Here is a 14233-nt window from a genome sequence, read left to right as displayed (position 1 = left end):
TACGTCGGCAGCTTCCCGCCCCCGGCGCGCCATGCAGGAGCACCGGGCGAGGCAGGCGTGTCAGGTCAGCGCGTAGTCCGCGACGCGCAGGATGCGGTGGAGACGGGTCGCGCGGAGCAGGCGCTGGAGGCGGGGAGGCACGCCGCGCAGGACGAGCGAGCGCTCGAGCCGCTCGGCCTTGCGGTGGGCACCTACGAGCACGCCGAGGCCGGTCGCGTCGGCGACCTCCACCTCGGACACGTCGACGAGCAGCTGCCCGGACCCGGCGTCGAGCGCACGGTGCAGCGCGGTGCGCACGTCACCGACGGTCGAGGCGTCGAGACGGCCGGCCAGCACGACCTCGCTGCCGGTGCAGACCCGGATCTGCATGATCGCTCCTCGCCGCTCTCCCACACCTTGTAGACGCGCCGGAGGCGCGATGGGTTGCATTCGACGGTACGCGGGGGTTCCGTGCGTCTGTCCCAACGCACACCTTCGGCGTGTCGCGGCACCGGCTGAAGCGTCCTCGCCCGGCGATCACCGGCCGCAGGGAGGACAATGGGGGCGTGCCGGCCTGGCAGAGCTACTCCTACCTCTTCGGCCCCGTCATGTCCTTCCTCGTCGTCGGGGTGCTGGCGCTGCTGCTGCGCTGGGCGTTCAGCCGGGGCAAGTCCGTCGTCGCCCGGCCCGCGCGGCCCGGGGGCGCCGGCGACTACGGCCTGCTCGTCGCGGTCGCTGCCCCCCAGACCTACGTCCAGGGAGAGCTGCTCCGGCGCACCCTCGACGACGCCGGGCTGCGCGCCACGCTGGCGACGACGACCGACGGGCCGCGCCTCATGGTCTTCGCGAGCGACGAGCGCCAGGCCCGTCGGGTCCTGGCCGGGCTGTCCGGCTGACCGGTCGGGCACCGCCTGGCCGAGGCTCGCGGGCGGACGGGCCCGCCACCCGCGCCCGTCGCCCTCAGCCCTCGAGCAGGGCGTCCGGGTCGGTCTCGCGCGTGACGTCCACGCCGAGGGATCGCAACTGCTCGGCGAAGCCGGGGTAGCCGCGGTCGACGTGGTAGGCGTCGCTCACCGTCGTGACGCCGTCGGAGACGAGCCCGGCCATGATCAGCCCCGCGCCGGCGCGGATGTCGTGCGCGCGCACGGGGGCCCCCGAGAGCCGCTCCTTGCCTCGTACGACGCAGTGGTGGCCGTCGGTGCGGACGTCGGCGCCCAGCCGGGCCAGCTCGTCGACGAACATGAAGCGCGCCTCGAAGACGTTCTCCGTGACCATCGCAGCGCCATCGGCCACGCTGTTGAGCGCGAGCACCATCGGCAGCAGGTCGGTCGCGAAGCCGGGGAACGGCAGCGTCACGACGTCGACGGCCTTGGGCCGCTCGTCCATGCGCACCCGGAAGCCGCCCTCGTCGCCCTCGCCCGGGGCGACCCGCTCGACCGTCGCTCCGGAGCGCACGAGCTTGTCGAGCGCGATCTCCAGGTGCTCGGCCCGCCCGTTGCGCACGAAGACGTCCCCGCGGGTCATCGTCGCCGCGTACGCCCAGGTGCCGGCCACGATCCGGTCGGGGACCGACACGTGGCGGGTCGGCGTCAGCCGGTCCGTGCCCTGGATCTCCAGGGTCGAGGTGCCGGCACCGCCGATCTTGGCGCCCATCTGCTCGAGCATGAAGCAGAGGTCCACGATCTCCGGCTCGCGGGCCGCGTTGTCGATCACCGTCGTGCCCTTGGCCAGCACGGCGGCCATGAGGATGTTCTCGGTCGCGCCCACGCTCGGGAAGTCCAGCCAGACCTGCGCACCGGTCAGCCCCCGCGGGGCCTTGGCCACGATGAAGCCGTGCTCGGTCTCGATCGTGGCGCCGAGCCGCTCGAGGCCGGAGATGTGCATGTCCAGCGGGCGTGAGCCGATGTTGTCACCGCCCGGCCGGGCGACGCTGACCTGCCCGCAGCGGGCCAGCAGCGGGCCGAGCACGCAGATCGACGCGCGCATGCGGCGCACGAGGTCGTAGTCGGCCTCGTGCCCCGGCACCGCCGGCACGTCGATGCGAACGGACCCGCCGGCCCCGGGCCCCCCGTCCGTCGCCTGGTCGAGCTCCACGCCGCAGCCGAGCCGACGCAGCAGCTCGGCCATGATCTCGGTGTCGAGGATGGCGGGGACGTCGACGATCGTCGACTCCCCCTCGGCCAGCAGTGCGGCCGCCATGAGCTTGAGGACGCTGTTCTTCGCCCCGGTCACGCGGACCTCGCCCTGCAGCCGGCCGCCGCCTTCTACCCGGAAGCGTTCCACGCCCGGCATCGTAGGCTCCCGCTCGTGGTGCACCTGACACGGATCTACACCCGCACCGGCGACGCGGGCACGACGGCGCTCGGCGACGGCACGCGCGTGCCCAAGACGGACCTGCGCCTGGCCGCGTTCGCCGACGTCGACGAGGCCAACAGCGCGATCGGCGTCGCCCTCGCCCTCGGCGGGCTCGCGCCGGACGTCGTGGAGCTGCTCACGGCCGTCCAGAACGACCTCTTCGACGTGGGCGCAGACCTCTGCCGCCCGCTGGCCGCGGACGAACCGCCGGACGGCGACCCGCAGGCACCGCTCCGCGTGCGCCCGGCGTACGTGGCCGCGCTGGAGGAGGCCTGCGACCGCTACAACGAGCCGCTGCCGCCGCTGCGCTCGTTCGTGCTGCCCGGAGGCACTCCGGGGGCCGCGCTGCTGCACGTCGCCCGGACCGTCACGCGTCGGGCCGAGCGCTCGACCTGGGCCGCGGTGGAGGCGCTCGGAACCGGCGACGGCGGCGTCTCCCCCGCTGTCGTGCAGTACCTCAACCGGCTCTCCGACCTGCTGTTCATCCTGTGCCGGCACGCGAACCTCGAGCACGGGGACGTGCTCTGGAAGCCCGGCGGCTGACATCGGCGGGCGGCCCAGCCGGAGAGACGTCACCCTCCCGGGCACCGGCCACCGAGCACCGCGCACTGCGGCGCCACGCTCGCACGGAGCCGCCGGGCCCGCGACCGCCTCAGGCGACGACGGGATGCTGGCCGGGCGGGGCCGCCTCGAGCCAGGCGAGGAAGCCGGTGAGGGCGTCCGCGCTCATCCCCAGCTCCAGGGTCTGCCCGCCCGAGGTGCACTCGACGATGACGGCGCCGGGCAACAGCGCCAGCGCCTCGGCGGCGTCGGGTGCCCGCCGCGAGAGCACCACGATGTCGCGACGCTCGATCACCTGACGGGGCCGCGGGGAGTAGCTGAAGACGCGGTACCACTCCACCGTGTCGGTCGCGTAGCGGCCGACCCCGAGCATCCAGCCCTTGGGCGCCGGCCGGGAGCGCTTGCGCATGGAGCAGTCGAACGTGCCGCCGCGACGCTGGATCATGCGCCGGCGGATGGCCAGCGCGGCGAGGCCGAGGACGGCCAGCAGCAGGATCGCGCCCAGGACGTCGAGAACGAGGAGGAAGTCCACGGCCCGCGCCCTTTCAGCCCTGTCCCGCCGCGCCTACGGTGCGCGCCTCAGGCGCCGGACGCGGCGGCGAGCAGGGCGCGAGCGCGGCTCGCGGCATCGGCGTCGCCGGCCTGCTCGGCCTGGCGCAGCTCCGCCTCGGCAGAGGCCACGTCGACCTCGTCGGCCGGCTGCGACCACTCCGCCAGGATCGAGACCCGGTCGTCGGCGACGCTGAGGAAGCCGCCGAGGACGACGGCCCGCACCTCCGGGCCGCCCTCGGCCACGATGCGGACGAGGCCGTTGGCGAGGACCGCGAGCAGAGGCGTGTGGCCGGGCAGGATCCCGATGTCACCCTCGATCGTGCGGGTGATGACGCGGGACGCCTCGCCGGACCAGACCGATCGTTCGGGCGAGACGAGCTCGACGTACAGGGCCACGACAGCTCCTTCAGCGGTGTCGGAGTGGGGGGCAGCCTACCTGTGATCCCGGACGGCTCGCCGGGGAGTAGGCGCCATTCGCTGGTACTGGCAACTACGTGAACGCGCCGGCTCCCTCGGCCGCCCCTAACGGGGCGAGCCGGGAGCCGGCGCGTCGGGCCGGTGCGGAGGCCGGGCGCGATCGCGCCCGGCGCCCCACGCCGGCAAGGCCAGATGCGGGTCAGGCCTTCTTGAGCTGGTCGGCGTTGCGCTGCAGGTCCTCGAGGCCACCGCAGAGGAAGAACGCCTGCTCCGGCACGTCGTCGAACTCACCGTCGGCGATCTTCGTGAACGCCTCGATCGTCTCCGAGATCGGGACGAACGAGCCCTCGAGGCCGGTGAACGCCTTGGCCACGAAGGTGTTCTGCGAGAGGAAGCGCTGGATCCGGCGGGCGCGGTTGACGAGGAGCCGGTCCTCCTCGGACAGCTCGTCGATGCCGAGGATCGCAATGATGTCCTGCAGGTCCTTGTAGCGCTGCAGGATCTCCTTCACGCGCTGCGCGGTGTTGTAGTGCTCGTCACCGACGTAGCGCGGGTCGAGGATGCGGCTGGTCGAGTCCAGCGGGTCCACGGCCGGGTAGATGCCGAGCTCGGAGATCGGGCGCGAGAGCACCGTTGTGGCGTCCAGGTGCGCGAACGTCGTGTGCGGCGCCGGGTCGGTGATGTCGTCGGCCGGGACGTAGATCGCCTGCAGCGAGGTGATCGAGTGGCCGCGGGTCGAGGTGATGCGCTCCTGGAGCACGCCCATCTCGTCGGCCAGCGTCGGCTGGTAGCCCACCGCGCTCGGCATGCGGCCGAGAAGCGTCGAGACCTCGGAGCCGGCCTGCGTGAACCGGAAGATGTTGTCGATGAAGAGCAGCACGTCCTGGTTCTGGACGTCGCGGAAGTACTCCGCCATCGTCAGCGCCGAGAGCGCCACACGCAGACGCGTGCCCGGCGGCTCGTCCATCTGGCCGAAGACGAGCGCGGTCTGGTTGATGACCCCGGTCTCGGTCATCTCACCGATGAGGTCGTTGCCCTCACGGGTGCGCTCGCCGACGCCGGCGAACACCGACACACCGGAGTGGTTGTTGGCGACGCGGTAGATCATCTCCTGGATGAGCACCGTCTTGCCGACGCCCGCACCGCCGAAGAGGCCGATCTTGCCGCCCTGGACGTAGGGCGTGAGCAGGTCGATGACCTTGATGCCGGTCTCGAACATCTCGGTCTTGGACTCGAGCTGGTCGAACGCGGGAGCGCTGCGGTGGATCGGCCAGCGCTCGGTGATCTGCAGCGACGCCTTGTCGACGTCGAGCGGCTCGCCGAGGGCGTTGAAAACATGCCCCTTGGTGACGTCGCCGACCGGCACCGAGATCGGGCCGCCGGTGTCGGTGACCTCCGCGCCACGGACGAGGCCGTCGGTGGGCTGCATGGAGATCGCGCGCACCAGGTTGTCGCCGATGTGCTGGGCGACCTCGAGCGTGAGCGTCTTGGACAGCTCGCCCAGCGACACGTCGACGTGGAGCGCGTTGTAGATGTCGGGCATCGTGTCGGCGGAGAACTCCACGTCGACGACGGGGCCGATGACTCGGGAGACGCGTCCGGTCGCCCCGCCAGTGGCAGAGCCGGTCGGCGCGTCGAGGGTGGCTGTCATGGTGGTGTCCGTCCTCTTCTTCGAACGCTCTACTTGGCGGCCGTCGCGTCGGCGAGCGCGTTCGCGCCGCCCACGATCTCGCTGATCTCCTGGGTGATCGCCGCCTGCCGTGCGGCGTTGGCCTCACGGGTGTAGGCCTTGACCAGCTCCTCCGCGTTGTCCGTCGCGGCCTTCATCGCGCGCCGGCGGGCGGCGTGCTCGGAGGCGGCCGACTGCAGGAGGGCGTCGAAGACGCGGCTGACGACGTACTTCGGCAGCAGTGCGTCGAGCACCCGCTCGGCGGAGGGCTCGAACTCGTACAGCGGGAGCGCCTGCTCGGGCGCCTCCGTCGTCTCCTCGACGACCAGCGGCAGGATCCGGCGCGCCACAGCCTGCTGGGTGCCCATGTTCACGAACTCGGTGAAGACGATGTGGACCTCGTCCACCCCGCCCTCCTCGGTCGGGGCGAGGAAGCGCTCGACCGCGGCGTCCGCGATCTCCCGTGCGTCGGCGTAGCGCGGGTTGTCCGAGAACCCGGTCCACTCGCCGCCGATCTCCCGACCGCGGAACCGGTAGAACGAGACGCCCTTGCGCCCGACGAGGAACGGGACGACGTCCTTGCCCTCGCTGCGCAGCAGCCCGGCCAGGCCCTCGCCCTCCCGGATCGCCGTCGAGGAGTACGCCCCGGCCAGGCCGCGGTCGGAGGTCACCACGATCATGATCGCCCGCTTCGCCGACGCGTGCTCGGTCGTCAGCGGGTGGTCCACCGTGGCCTTCGACGCCGCAGCGGTCAGCGCCCGGGTGAGCTCATCGGCGTAGGGTCGCGCCTCGTTGACGCGGCCCTGCGCCTTGACGATCCGCGACGCGGAGATGAGCTCCATGGCGCGGGTGATCTTCTTCGTCGCCTGGACGGACCGGATGCGTCGACGAAGGACGCGTACCTGTGCGGGCATCCGTCAGCCCGGCGTGATCTCGGAGCCGCCGCGGCCGACCGGCCCGGACGCCTGGCGGACCTGCTCCTCCGTGCGGACGTGGCGCTTGACGCCCTCGCGGGAGACGTCGCCGGCGCCCAGCGGGGTCACCGGCTCGTCCTTGACCAGCTGCTCGCCGGAGGAGGTGGTGAACTGCTTCTTGAAGTCGTTCACCGCCTGCTCGAGCAGGCGCACCGTGTCGTCGGAGAGCTCGCGGGTCTGCGTCAGGGAGTCGAAGATCTCGCGGCGCTCACGGCCGACGAAGTCGAGCAGCTCGCTCTCGAAACGGCGGATGTCCTCGACCGGGACGTCGTCGAGCTTGCCCTGGGTGCCGGCCCAGATCGAGACGACCTGCTGCTCCATGGAGAACGGGGAGTACTGCGGCTGCTTGAGCAGCTCGACCATGCGCGACCCGCGGGCCAGCTGGGCCTTGGAGGCGGCGTCGAGGTCGGAGCCGAAGGCGGCGAAGGCCTCGAGCTCGCGGTACTGCGCGAGGTCGACGCGCAGACGGCCGGCGATCTTCTTCATCGCCTTGGTCTGGGCCGAGCCACCGACGCGCGAGACCGAGATGCCGACGTTGATCGCCGGGCGCACGCCCTGGTTGAACAGGTCGGTCTCGAGGAAGCACTGGCCGTCGGTGATCGAGATGACGTTGGTCGGGATGAACGCCGAGACGTCGTTGCCCTTGGTCTCGATGATCGGCAGACCGGTCAGCGAGCCGCCGCCGAGCTCGTCGGAGAGCTTGGCGCAGCGCTCGAGCAGCCGCGAGTGCAGGTAGAAGACGTCACCCGGGTAGGCCTCGCGGCCCGGCGGGCGGCGCAGCAGCAGCGAGACGGCGCGGTAGGCGTCGGCCTGCTTGGACAGGTCGTCGAAGACGATCAGCGAGGCGTCGCCGGCGTACATCCAGTGCTGGCCGATGGCCGAGCCGGTGTAGGGGGCGAGGTACTTGAAGCCCGCCGGGTCGGAGGCCGGGGCGGCGACGATGGTCGTGTACTCCAGCGCGCCGGCGGCCTCGAGGGCGCCGCGCACCTGCGAGATCGTCGAGCCCTTCTGGCCGATCGCGACGTAGATGCACTTGACGCGGGCCTTCTGGTCGCCCGCGCGCCAGGCCTCGCCCTGGTTGATGATCGCGTCGATCGCAACGGCGGTCTTGCCGGTCTGGCGGTCGCCGATGATGAGCTGGCGCTGGCCGCGGCCGATCGCGGTCATCGCGTCGATGGCCTTGATGCCGGTCTGCAGCGGCTCCTTGACCTCCTTGCGCTGCACCACGGTGGGCGCCTGGAGCTCGAGCGCGCGGCGGCCCTCGGCCTGGATCGGGCCGAGGCCGTCGATCGGGTTGCCGAGCGGGTCCACGACGCGGCCGAGGAAGCCGTCGCCGACGGGCACGGAGAGGATCTCCCCGGTCCGCTTGACCGGCTGGCCGGCCTCGATGCCTGCGAACTCGCCGAGGACGACGACGCCGATCTCGCGCTCGTCGAGGTTGAGGGCGAGGCCGAGGGTCCCGTCCTCGAACTGCAGCAGCTCGTTCGCCATGACCGAGGGCAGCCCCTCGACGCGCGCGATGCCGTCGCCGGCCTCGATGACCGTGCCGACCTCCTCGCGCGTCGTCTCCGGCGCGTACGCCGAAAGGGTGCGCTCGATCGCGTCCCGGATCTCCTCCGGCCGGATCGTCAGCTCCGTCATCGGTGTTGCTCCCGTTTTCTTCGATGCGAAAGGGGTCGGCTTCTTCGGTACTACTACGTCGGTCGAGCGGGAGCCCCCGCTCGGTGCTCGCCGGGCTACTTGCTGAACGCCCGGCGCGCCTGGTCCAGGCGGTGCAGGACGCTGCCGTCGACGACCTCGTCACCCACGCGCACGACCACCCCGCCCAGGACGGACGGGTCCACCTCGACCTGCAGGCGCACGGCGCGCCCGTAGATCCGGCTGAGGACGGTGCCCAGGCGCGTCTCCTGCTCCGCGGACAGCGGAGCGGCGACCGTCACCTCGGCCACGACCTCGGAGCGTCGCTCCGCGGCGAGCTCGACGAGCGTGTCGAGCGCCTCCTCGAGGCGACGTCCCCGCAACGAGCCTACGACGTGCTCGAGCAGCTGGGCGGTCACCGGCGAGGCGCGCTGCCCGAGCAGGTCGCGCAGCAGGGCCACACGCCCCTCGACGGGGAGGGTGCCCCCGCTGAGCGCACGACGCAGCTGCGCCTCACCGACGACGGTGCGGGAGAAGCGGAACAGCTCCTCCTCCACCCGGTCCAGGGCGCCGGTCGCCTCGGCCTCGGCGAAGGCGGCCTCGGCCCCGAGCGCCTCGACGGCGTCGGGGAGGTCGGCCGCGCGCGACCAGCGCGCGCGGACCGCGGCACGGGTCGTGTCCAGTGCGACGGGGCTGAGCCGGCCACCCAGCAAGGTGTCGACCAGCCCGGCCTTCGCGTCGGCGGCCGCGGACGGGTCCGACAAGGTCGCCCGCAGCGCGCTCTCGCGGCCGAGCAGCGCGGCGACCGCGAGCAGCTCGCTCGCGACTGTCGCGCGGCTCTCGCCCTCGAGCCGCCCGCGCAGCTGCTCGCGCAGCTCGTCCAGGGCCGCCCTGCTGGTGCTCAGCACGTCAGGCCTTCCCGAGCGAGGTCGCCCCGCCAGCGCTGCCCGAAGGCGCCCGCTCCTCCAGGTCGGCGAGGAAACGGTCGACCGTGCGGGTCGTGGCGTCGGAGCCGGCGAGGCTCTCCCCCACGATCCGGCTCGCCAGCTCGACGGCCAGCTCGCCCACCTGGCGCGACAGCTCGCTGCGCGCCTGGGTCACCTCGGCCGCCAGCTGCGCACGGCCACGCTCGGTCTCGCGCGCGGCGGCCTCAGCGGCCTCCGTGCGCGCCGCCTCGACGATGGCCTTGCGCTCGGACTGGGCCTCGGCCCGGATCCGAGCGGCCTCGCCGCGCGCCTCGGCCAGCTGCGAGCTGTACTGCTCGCGCGCCTGCTGGGCCTCGGCCTGGGCCTGCTCGGCCCGGGCGATCCCGCCTTCGATCGCCTCCGAGCGCTCCTGGTAGAGCTTCTCGAACGCGGGCACGACCTTCTTCGCCACGACCCAGTAGAGGACCGCGAACGCGAGGAGGCCGACGATCAGCTCCGCGGGGTGCGGGATGATCGGGTAGGCGTCCGCCCAGAAGCCGCCGTCCTCGCCGCCCTCTTCGGCAGCGGCGAGCAGCGTGGTCGCCAGCATCATGTGTCTCCCGGAGTCCGGCTAGGTGGGGGCGTCGGTCAGCGGAAGACGAAGGCGAGCGCGAGGCCGAAGATGGCGAGCGCCTCGGCGAGCGCAAAGCCGAGGAACGCGATCGGCTGGAGCAGGCCGCGTGCCTCGGGCTGACGGGCGACGCCGTTGATGTAGGCGGCGAAGATCAGGCCGACGCCGATGCCGGGGCCGATGGCCGACAGGCCGTAGCCGAGGATCGCGATGTTGCCTTCCATGAACCTGGGTTCCTCTCGATCGGACGCTGTGCGTCGCTGCGGTCGGGGGGTTGGGTCAGTGCTCGTCGGCGAGGCTGCCGGCGATGTAGAGCGCCGTCAGCAGGGTGAAGATATAAGCCTGCAGGACCTCGACCAACAGCTCGAACGCAGTCATCACGAACGAGCCGGCGAAGGAGCCGACGGACAGCACCTGCAGGACGGGAGCGTCGCTGTGCAGGAGCATGTATTCGCCGCCGAGGGTGAACAGCAGCAGCAGCAGGTGGCCCGCGAACATGTTGCCGAAAAGACGGAGCGCGAGCGTCACCGGACGGGTGAAGAAATAGGTGACCAGCTCGAGCAGGAAGATGAACGGCACGAGCCAGCCGGGCAGGCCCGGCGGGACCAGGGACTTCAGGTAGGGCCCGAGCCCCTTCTTCTTGATGGCCACGAAGTGGTAGACCACGAAGACGACGAGGGCGAGCGCGGCGGGGAATCCGACGCGGCTCATCGTCGGGAACTGGATGACCGGGATGATGGCGAACACGTTGTTCACGAGGATCAGGAAGAACAACGTGACCAGCAGCGGCAGGAACTTCAGGAAGTCCGGGCTGCCGATGACCTCACGGCCCAGGCCGTTGCGCACGAGGTTGTAGCCGGCCTCGGCGGCGAACTGGGCCTTGCCCGGCACCACTGCCAGGCGCCGGGTCACGGCGACCATCACCCAGGCCAGGAAGACCACGCTGAGCACCATCACGATGCTCGCGCGGGTGATGGCCCAGGCGCCCTCGCCGATCAGCGGCTGCCAGAAGTCGGTGACCCCGGGAGACTCGAAGCCCTCCCCCGCCGCGAGCGGCACGGGCACCGCGCTCCCGGCCGAGTGCCCGAGGGCCGTGGCGACGAGGCTCATCGGCGGTCCTTTCGAGTTCCGAGTGCTGCGAACGGTGGGAAGAACGGGAAGGGGCTCACGGCGGTCCGGGCGGCCGGCTGTAGCGGGCGTAGATCGTGAAGATCGCCAGCCCGGCTCCGCCGACGAGGCCCACCGGCAGGAAGACCGTCGTCCCGAGCAGCCAGTCGGCCAGCCAGCCGAGCCCGCCCCACATGAAGACCCCGGTGAGCAGCGTCGACAGCACACCCCAGCCGTCGTCGGCCCGCGCCCGCGGAGGTTCCTCTGCCATGGCGGGGCGCACGATAGCAGCAGGTCACGACGGTCCCGACACCCGAGCGGCGGGAACCGACGGGACCGGGTCGACGTAGAACAGCCGGAGCCGGGCGAAGACCCGGACCCGCGCCGCCAGCCACGTCGTCGTGACCGCGAACACCGTCACCCCGAACGCCGTGCCGTCCACCGCCGAGCTGCCGCCCACGAGGACGAGCAGCACACCGAGGACGAGGACCTTGACCGCGTACGTCGCGAGCGCGACCGCCATCACGGCGGTCGGCGCGACGTCGGCCACCCGGCTGGAGACCAGGTGCCCGACCCCGAAGAAGGCCGTGACGACGGCGCCGGCGGCGAGCGCGCTCGCCGCCCCCTGGCCCCCGGCGGCGAGGCCGGCGATCAGGACCGCCGCAGCGGTGACCACGGCCGCAGGCAGGGCCGCGCCGCGGAACTGCTCCGCGTCGTGCGTCTGCATGGAGGCCGTCCTGCGTCGTTGGTAGGGCGTCTTCGGTCCAGCTGCGGCGAGATCGCTGCGGGAGCTTCCTGCGCCGACGTACAGGTACGCGCGGCCCGTGTCCGGGCCGCGCGGGGATGCCGGAACGTTAACAGGTCTTTGCGGCGGGGCCGACGCCGGAGCAGGGCGAAACGGGCGTGCCGTCGCCTGTTGTGCGCAGGCTCACCCGCCGCGGCGCACCCACCGCCGGCGGTCCAGCCCGAGCGTCGCCGCCAGCGCGAGGGCGAGCACGACCCCGACCGAGACCTTGGGCCACGGGCCGCCGACCAGGCTGAGCACCACCACGCCGAACGCGACCAGGGCCGACCAGGCGTACATGATCGTGACCGCGCGCCGGTGCGAGTGGCCGATCTCGAGCAGCCGGTGGTGCAGGTGCTGCTTGTCCGGGGCCCAGGGGTTGCGACCGGCCCGGGTGCGGCGCACGACCGCGAGGGAGAGGTCGAGCAGCGGGACGAGGATCACCACGACGGGCAGCACGAGCGGCAGCACGGCTGGCCCGAGGCGGCTCGCGCTCACCACTCCGGGCTCGACCTGCCCGGTCAGGCTGACGACGGAGGCCGCCAGGAGCAGCCCGAGCAGCATCGACCCGGTGTCGCCCATGAACACCCGGGCGGGATGGAAGTTGTGCGGCAGGAAGCCTGCGCAGATCCCGACCAGCGCCGCGGTCGTCAGCGTGGACGTGCCCGCCCGCTGGACCCCCTCCTCCACCCAGAGCAGGTAGGAGAAGACGAAGAACGCCCCCGCCGCGATGAGCACGATGCCCGCCGCGAGCCCGTCCAGGCCGTCCACGAAGTTGACCGCGTTCACCATGACGAGCACGACGAGCACGGTGTAGATCGCCGCCTCGTCCGGGCGCAGGACGTAGGTCGTGCCGGTCGGCAGCGGCAGCCACTCCAGCTCCACGCCCTGCAGCACCATGACGCCGGCCGCGAGGCACTGGCCCGCGAGCTTGGTCAGCGGGTCCAGGCTCCACCGGTCGTCCACCGCGCCCAGCAGGCAGATCAGCGCCGCGGCGCTGAGCAGCGCCTGCGGGTCGCTCGAGCTCGTGAAGACCTCGCCGGTCAGCGGCAGGCGCTGCGCGACGAGCAGCGCCGCCGCGAACCCGGCGAGCATCGCCGCCCCGCCCATGCGCGGGATCGGCGTCGCGTGGACGTCCCGGTCGCGGACCGGCGTCATCACCCGGCCCCACACGGCCAGCCGGCGGACCGGCGGGACGAGCAGGTAGGTGACGGCGGCCGCGACCAGGACCGTCAGCAGATAGGCGCGCACCGCGAGCGGGCTGCCGCCGCGCCGCGCCTACGCGTGCGGGTAGGCCGGGTGCTTCTCGACGAGCGCCCGCACACCGGCGCGGATCTCCGCGCTGGCCGACCCGTCGGCGTCGCGCACCGCGCGGGCGATGAGCGAGGCGACCTCCTTCATGTCGGGCTCGGTGAGCCCCTGCGTCGTCACCGCCGCGGTGCCGACGCGGATGCCGGACGCGACCATCGGCGGGCGCGGGTCGTACGGGATCGCGTTCTTGTTGAGCGAGATGCCCGCGGCGTCGCAGCGTGCCTCCGCCTCGGCGCCGGTCACGCCGGTCGCGGCGAGGTCGAGCAGGGCGAGGTGGTTGTCGGTGCCGCCGGAGGTCGGGCGCATGCCCTCGGCCGACAGCGCCTCGGCCAGCGCCTGGGAGTTGGCGATGACCTGGCGGGAGTACTGCTGGTAGGCCGGGGACGCGGCCTCCTTGAGCGCGACCGCCTTGGCCGCGACCGCGTGCATCAGCGGGCCGCCCTGGGCGAAGGGGAACACCGCCTTGTCGATGCGCTGGGCGAGCTCCTGCTTGCACACGATCATGCCGCCGCGTGGGCCGCGCAGGACCTTGTGCGTCGTGAAGCTGACGACGTCGGCGTAGGGCACCGGCGACGGGATCGCGCCGCCGGCGACGAGGCCGATGAAGTGCGCCGCGTCGACGACCAGCCAGGCGCCGACCTCGTCGGCGATCTCGCGGAACTTCGCGAAGTCGATCAACCGGGGGTACGCCGTGGCGCCGGCGATGATCATCTGCGGGCGGTGCTCACGGGCGAGGTCGCGGACCTCGTCGTAGTCGATGAGCTCGGTGTCCTTGCGGACGGTGTAGGGCACGGGCTCGAACCACTTGCCGGAGAAGTTGACCTTCGACCCGTGGGTGAGGTGGCCGCCGTGCGGGAGCGACATCGCGAGCACCTTGTCGCCCGGCTTCAGCAACGCGGCGTAGACCGCGAAGTTCGCCTGCGCGCCGGAGTGGGGCTGGAGGTTCGCGTGCTCGGCGCCGAACAGCTCCTTGGCGCGCGCGATGCCGATCTCCTCGGCCCGGTCGACGACCTCGCAGCCGCCGTAGTAGCGCTTGCCCGGGTAGCCCTCGGCGTACTTGTTCGACAGCGTCGAGCCGAGCGCCGCGAGCACCGCGGGCGAGGTGAAGTTCTCGCTGGCGATGAGCTGCAGGCCGCCGCGCAGGCGGTCGAGCTCGTCGACGAGCACCTGCGCGATGTCGGGGTCGGTCTGCTGCAGCGACCCGAAGTCCGGCCCGTAGAACGGGGTCCCGGAGTCCTCGGGAGTCGCGGTCGCGTCGGTCATGTGTCCTCCTCGTACGGCCCCGAACAGCGATGCCAACCCTAGCGGCGCGCACCGTGGCCGCCGAACCCGCCGAAGGCCCTTCCGCGC

At 72.4% G+C, this 14233-nt stretch carries 17 protein-coding genes; 2 read left to right on the top strand and 15 right to left on the bottom strand.

Annotated features, from left to right (window positions below; genetic code table 11):
- Positions 1-60: 60 nt before the first annotated feature.
- The gene (locus G9H71_RS06370) at positions 61-369 is read right to left on the bottom strand and encodes an STAS domain-containing protein (RefSeq protein ID WP_166279749.1); all 309 of its coding nucleotides are present in this window, start codon (positions 367-369) and stop codon (positions 61-63) included.
- 176 nt (positions 370-545) lie between these two features.
- On the opposite strand from G9H71_RS06370, the gene G9H71_RS06365 reads away from it, so the two are divergent.
- Positions 546-875 (top strand): hypothetical protein, encoded by a 330-nt coding sequence (locus G9H71_RS06365; protein WP_231134277.1) that lies wholly within the window; start codon positions 546-548, stop codon positions 873-875.
- A 64-nt stretch (positions 876-939) separates the two neighbouring features.
- Here G9H71_RS06365 and murA read toward each other — a convergent pair whose 3' ends face one another.
- Positions 940-2271: a UDP-N-acetylglucosamine 1-carboxyvinyltransferase gene (murA, locus tag G9H71_RS06360; protein ID WP_166279746.1), complete on the bottom strand. Its 1332-nt coding sequence runs from the start codon at positions 2269-2271 to the stop codon at positions 940-942.
- 15 nt (positions 2272-2286) lie between these two features.
- On the opposite strand from murA, the gene G9H71_RS06355 reads away from it, so the two are divergent.
- Positions 2287-2877 carry a cob(I)yrinic acid a,c-diamide adenosyltransferase gene (locus G9H71_RS06355; RefSeq protein WP_166279743.1) on the top strand — a complete coding sequence of 197 codons (591 nt, stop codon included), beginning with the start codon at positions 2287-2289 and terminating at the stop codon, positions 2875-2877.
- Between the two features lie 109 nt (positions 2878-2986).
- On the opposite strand, the gene G9H71_RS06350 is transcribed toward G9H71_RS06355, so the two are convergent.
- From G9H71_RS06350 to G9H71_RS06290, 13 genes are all read right to left on the bottom strand, one after another.
- The gene (locus G9H71_RS06350; RefSeq protein ID WP_166279740.1) at positions 2987-3427 is read right to left on the bottom strand and encodes a DUF2550 domain-containing protein; all 441 of its coding nucleotides are present in this window, start codon (positions 3425-3427) and stop codon (positions 2987-2989) included.
- Positions 3428-3474: 47 nt separating this feature from the next.
- Positions 3475-3843: a F0F1 ATP synthase subunit epsilon gene (locus G9H71_RS06345; protein WP_166279737.1), complete on the bottom strand. Its 369-nt coding sequence runs from the start codon at positions 3841-3843 to the stop codon at positions 3475-3477.
- A gap of 220 nt (positions 3844-4063) precedes the next feature.
- Positions 4064-5515, bottom strand: a complete 1452-nt coding sequence (gene atpD, locus G9H71_RS06340) for a F0F1 ATP synthase subunit beta (protein WP_166279734.1) — start codon at positions 5513-5515, stop codon at positions 4064-4066.
- Positions 5516-5544: 29 nt separating this feature from the next.
- A complete protein-coding gene (locus G9H71_RS06335; protein WP_166279731.1) occupies positions 5545-6447 on the bottom strand; it encodes a F0F1 ATP synthase subunit gamma in 903 nt (300 codons plus the stop codon).
- Positions 6448-6450: 3 nt separating this feature from the next.
- Positions 6451-8148 (bottom strand): F0F1 ATP synthase subunit alpha, encoded by a 1698-nt coding sequence (atpA, locus tag G9H71_RS06330; protein ID WP_166279729.1) that lies wholly within the window; start codon positions 8146-8148, stop codon positions 6451-6453.
- Positions 8149-8243: 95 nt separating this feature from the next.
- Positions 8244-9053, bottom strand: a complete 810-nt coding sequence (locus G9H71_RS06325; protein ID WP_166279726.1) for a F0F1 ATP synthase subunit delta — start codon at positions 9051-9053, stop codon at positions 8244-8246.
- A 1-nt stretch (position 9054) separates the two neighbouring features.
- Positions 9055-9660 (bottom strand): F0F1 ATP synthase subunit B, encoded by a 606-nt coding sequence (locus tag G9H71_RS06320; RefSeq protein WP_166279723.1) that lies wholly within the window; start codon positions 9658-9660, stop codon positions 9055-9057.
- A 38-nt stretch (positions 9661-9698) separates the two neighbouring features.
- Positions 9699-9905, bottom strand: a complete 207-nt coding sequence (gene atpE, locus G9H71_RS06315; protein ID WP_166168766.1) for an ATP synthase F0 subunit C — start codon at positions 9903-9905, stop codon at positions 9699-9701.
- 55 nt (positions 9906-9960) lie between these two features.
- Entirely contained in the window at positions 9961-10791 is an 831-nt protein-coding gene (atpB, locus tag G9H71_RS06310; RefSeq protein ID WP_166279720.1) for a F0F1 ATP synthase subunit A, read from the bottom strand.
- Between the two features lie 55 nt (positions 10792-10846).
- Entirely contained in the window at positions 10847-11059 is a 213-nt protein-coding gene (locus G9H71_RS06305; protein WP_166279717.1) for a hypothetical protein, read from the bottom strand.
- Between the two features lie 24 nt (positions 11060-11083).
- Complete coding sequence (locus G9H71_RS06300) at positions 11084-11515, bottom strand: hypothetical protein (protein WP_166279714.1); 432 nt, start codon at positions 11513-11515, stop codon at positions 11084-11086.
- A gap of 201 nt (positions 11516-11716) precedes the next feature.
- The gene (locus G9H71_RS06295) at positions 11717-12823 is read right to left on the bottom strand and encodes a glycosyltransferase family 4 protein (protein WP_166279711.1); all 1107 of its coding nucleotides are present in this window, start codon (positions 12821-12823) and stop codon (positions 11717-11719) included.
- Positions 12824-12850: 27 nt separating this feature from the next.
- Positions 12851-14146: a serine hydroxymethyltransferase gene (locus G9H71_RS06290; RefSeq protein WP_166279708.1), complete on the bottom strand. Its 1296-nt coding sequence runs from the start codon at positions 14144-14146 to the stop codon at positions 12851-12853.
- Positions 14147-14233: the final 87 nt, after the last annotated feature.

It is taken from the genome of Motilibacter deserti, assembly GCF_011250635.1.
GTDB lineage: Bacteria > Actinomycetota > Actinomycetes > Motilibacterales > Motilibacteraceae > Motilibacter_A > Motilibacter_A deserti.
The sequence above is the reverse complement of the archived record's forward strand: the minus strand, read 5'-3'. Positions and strand labels throughout refer to the sequence as shown.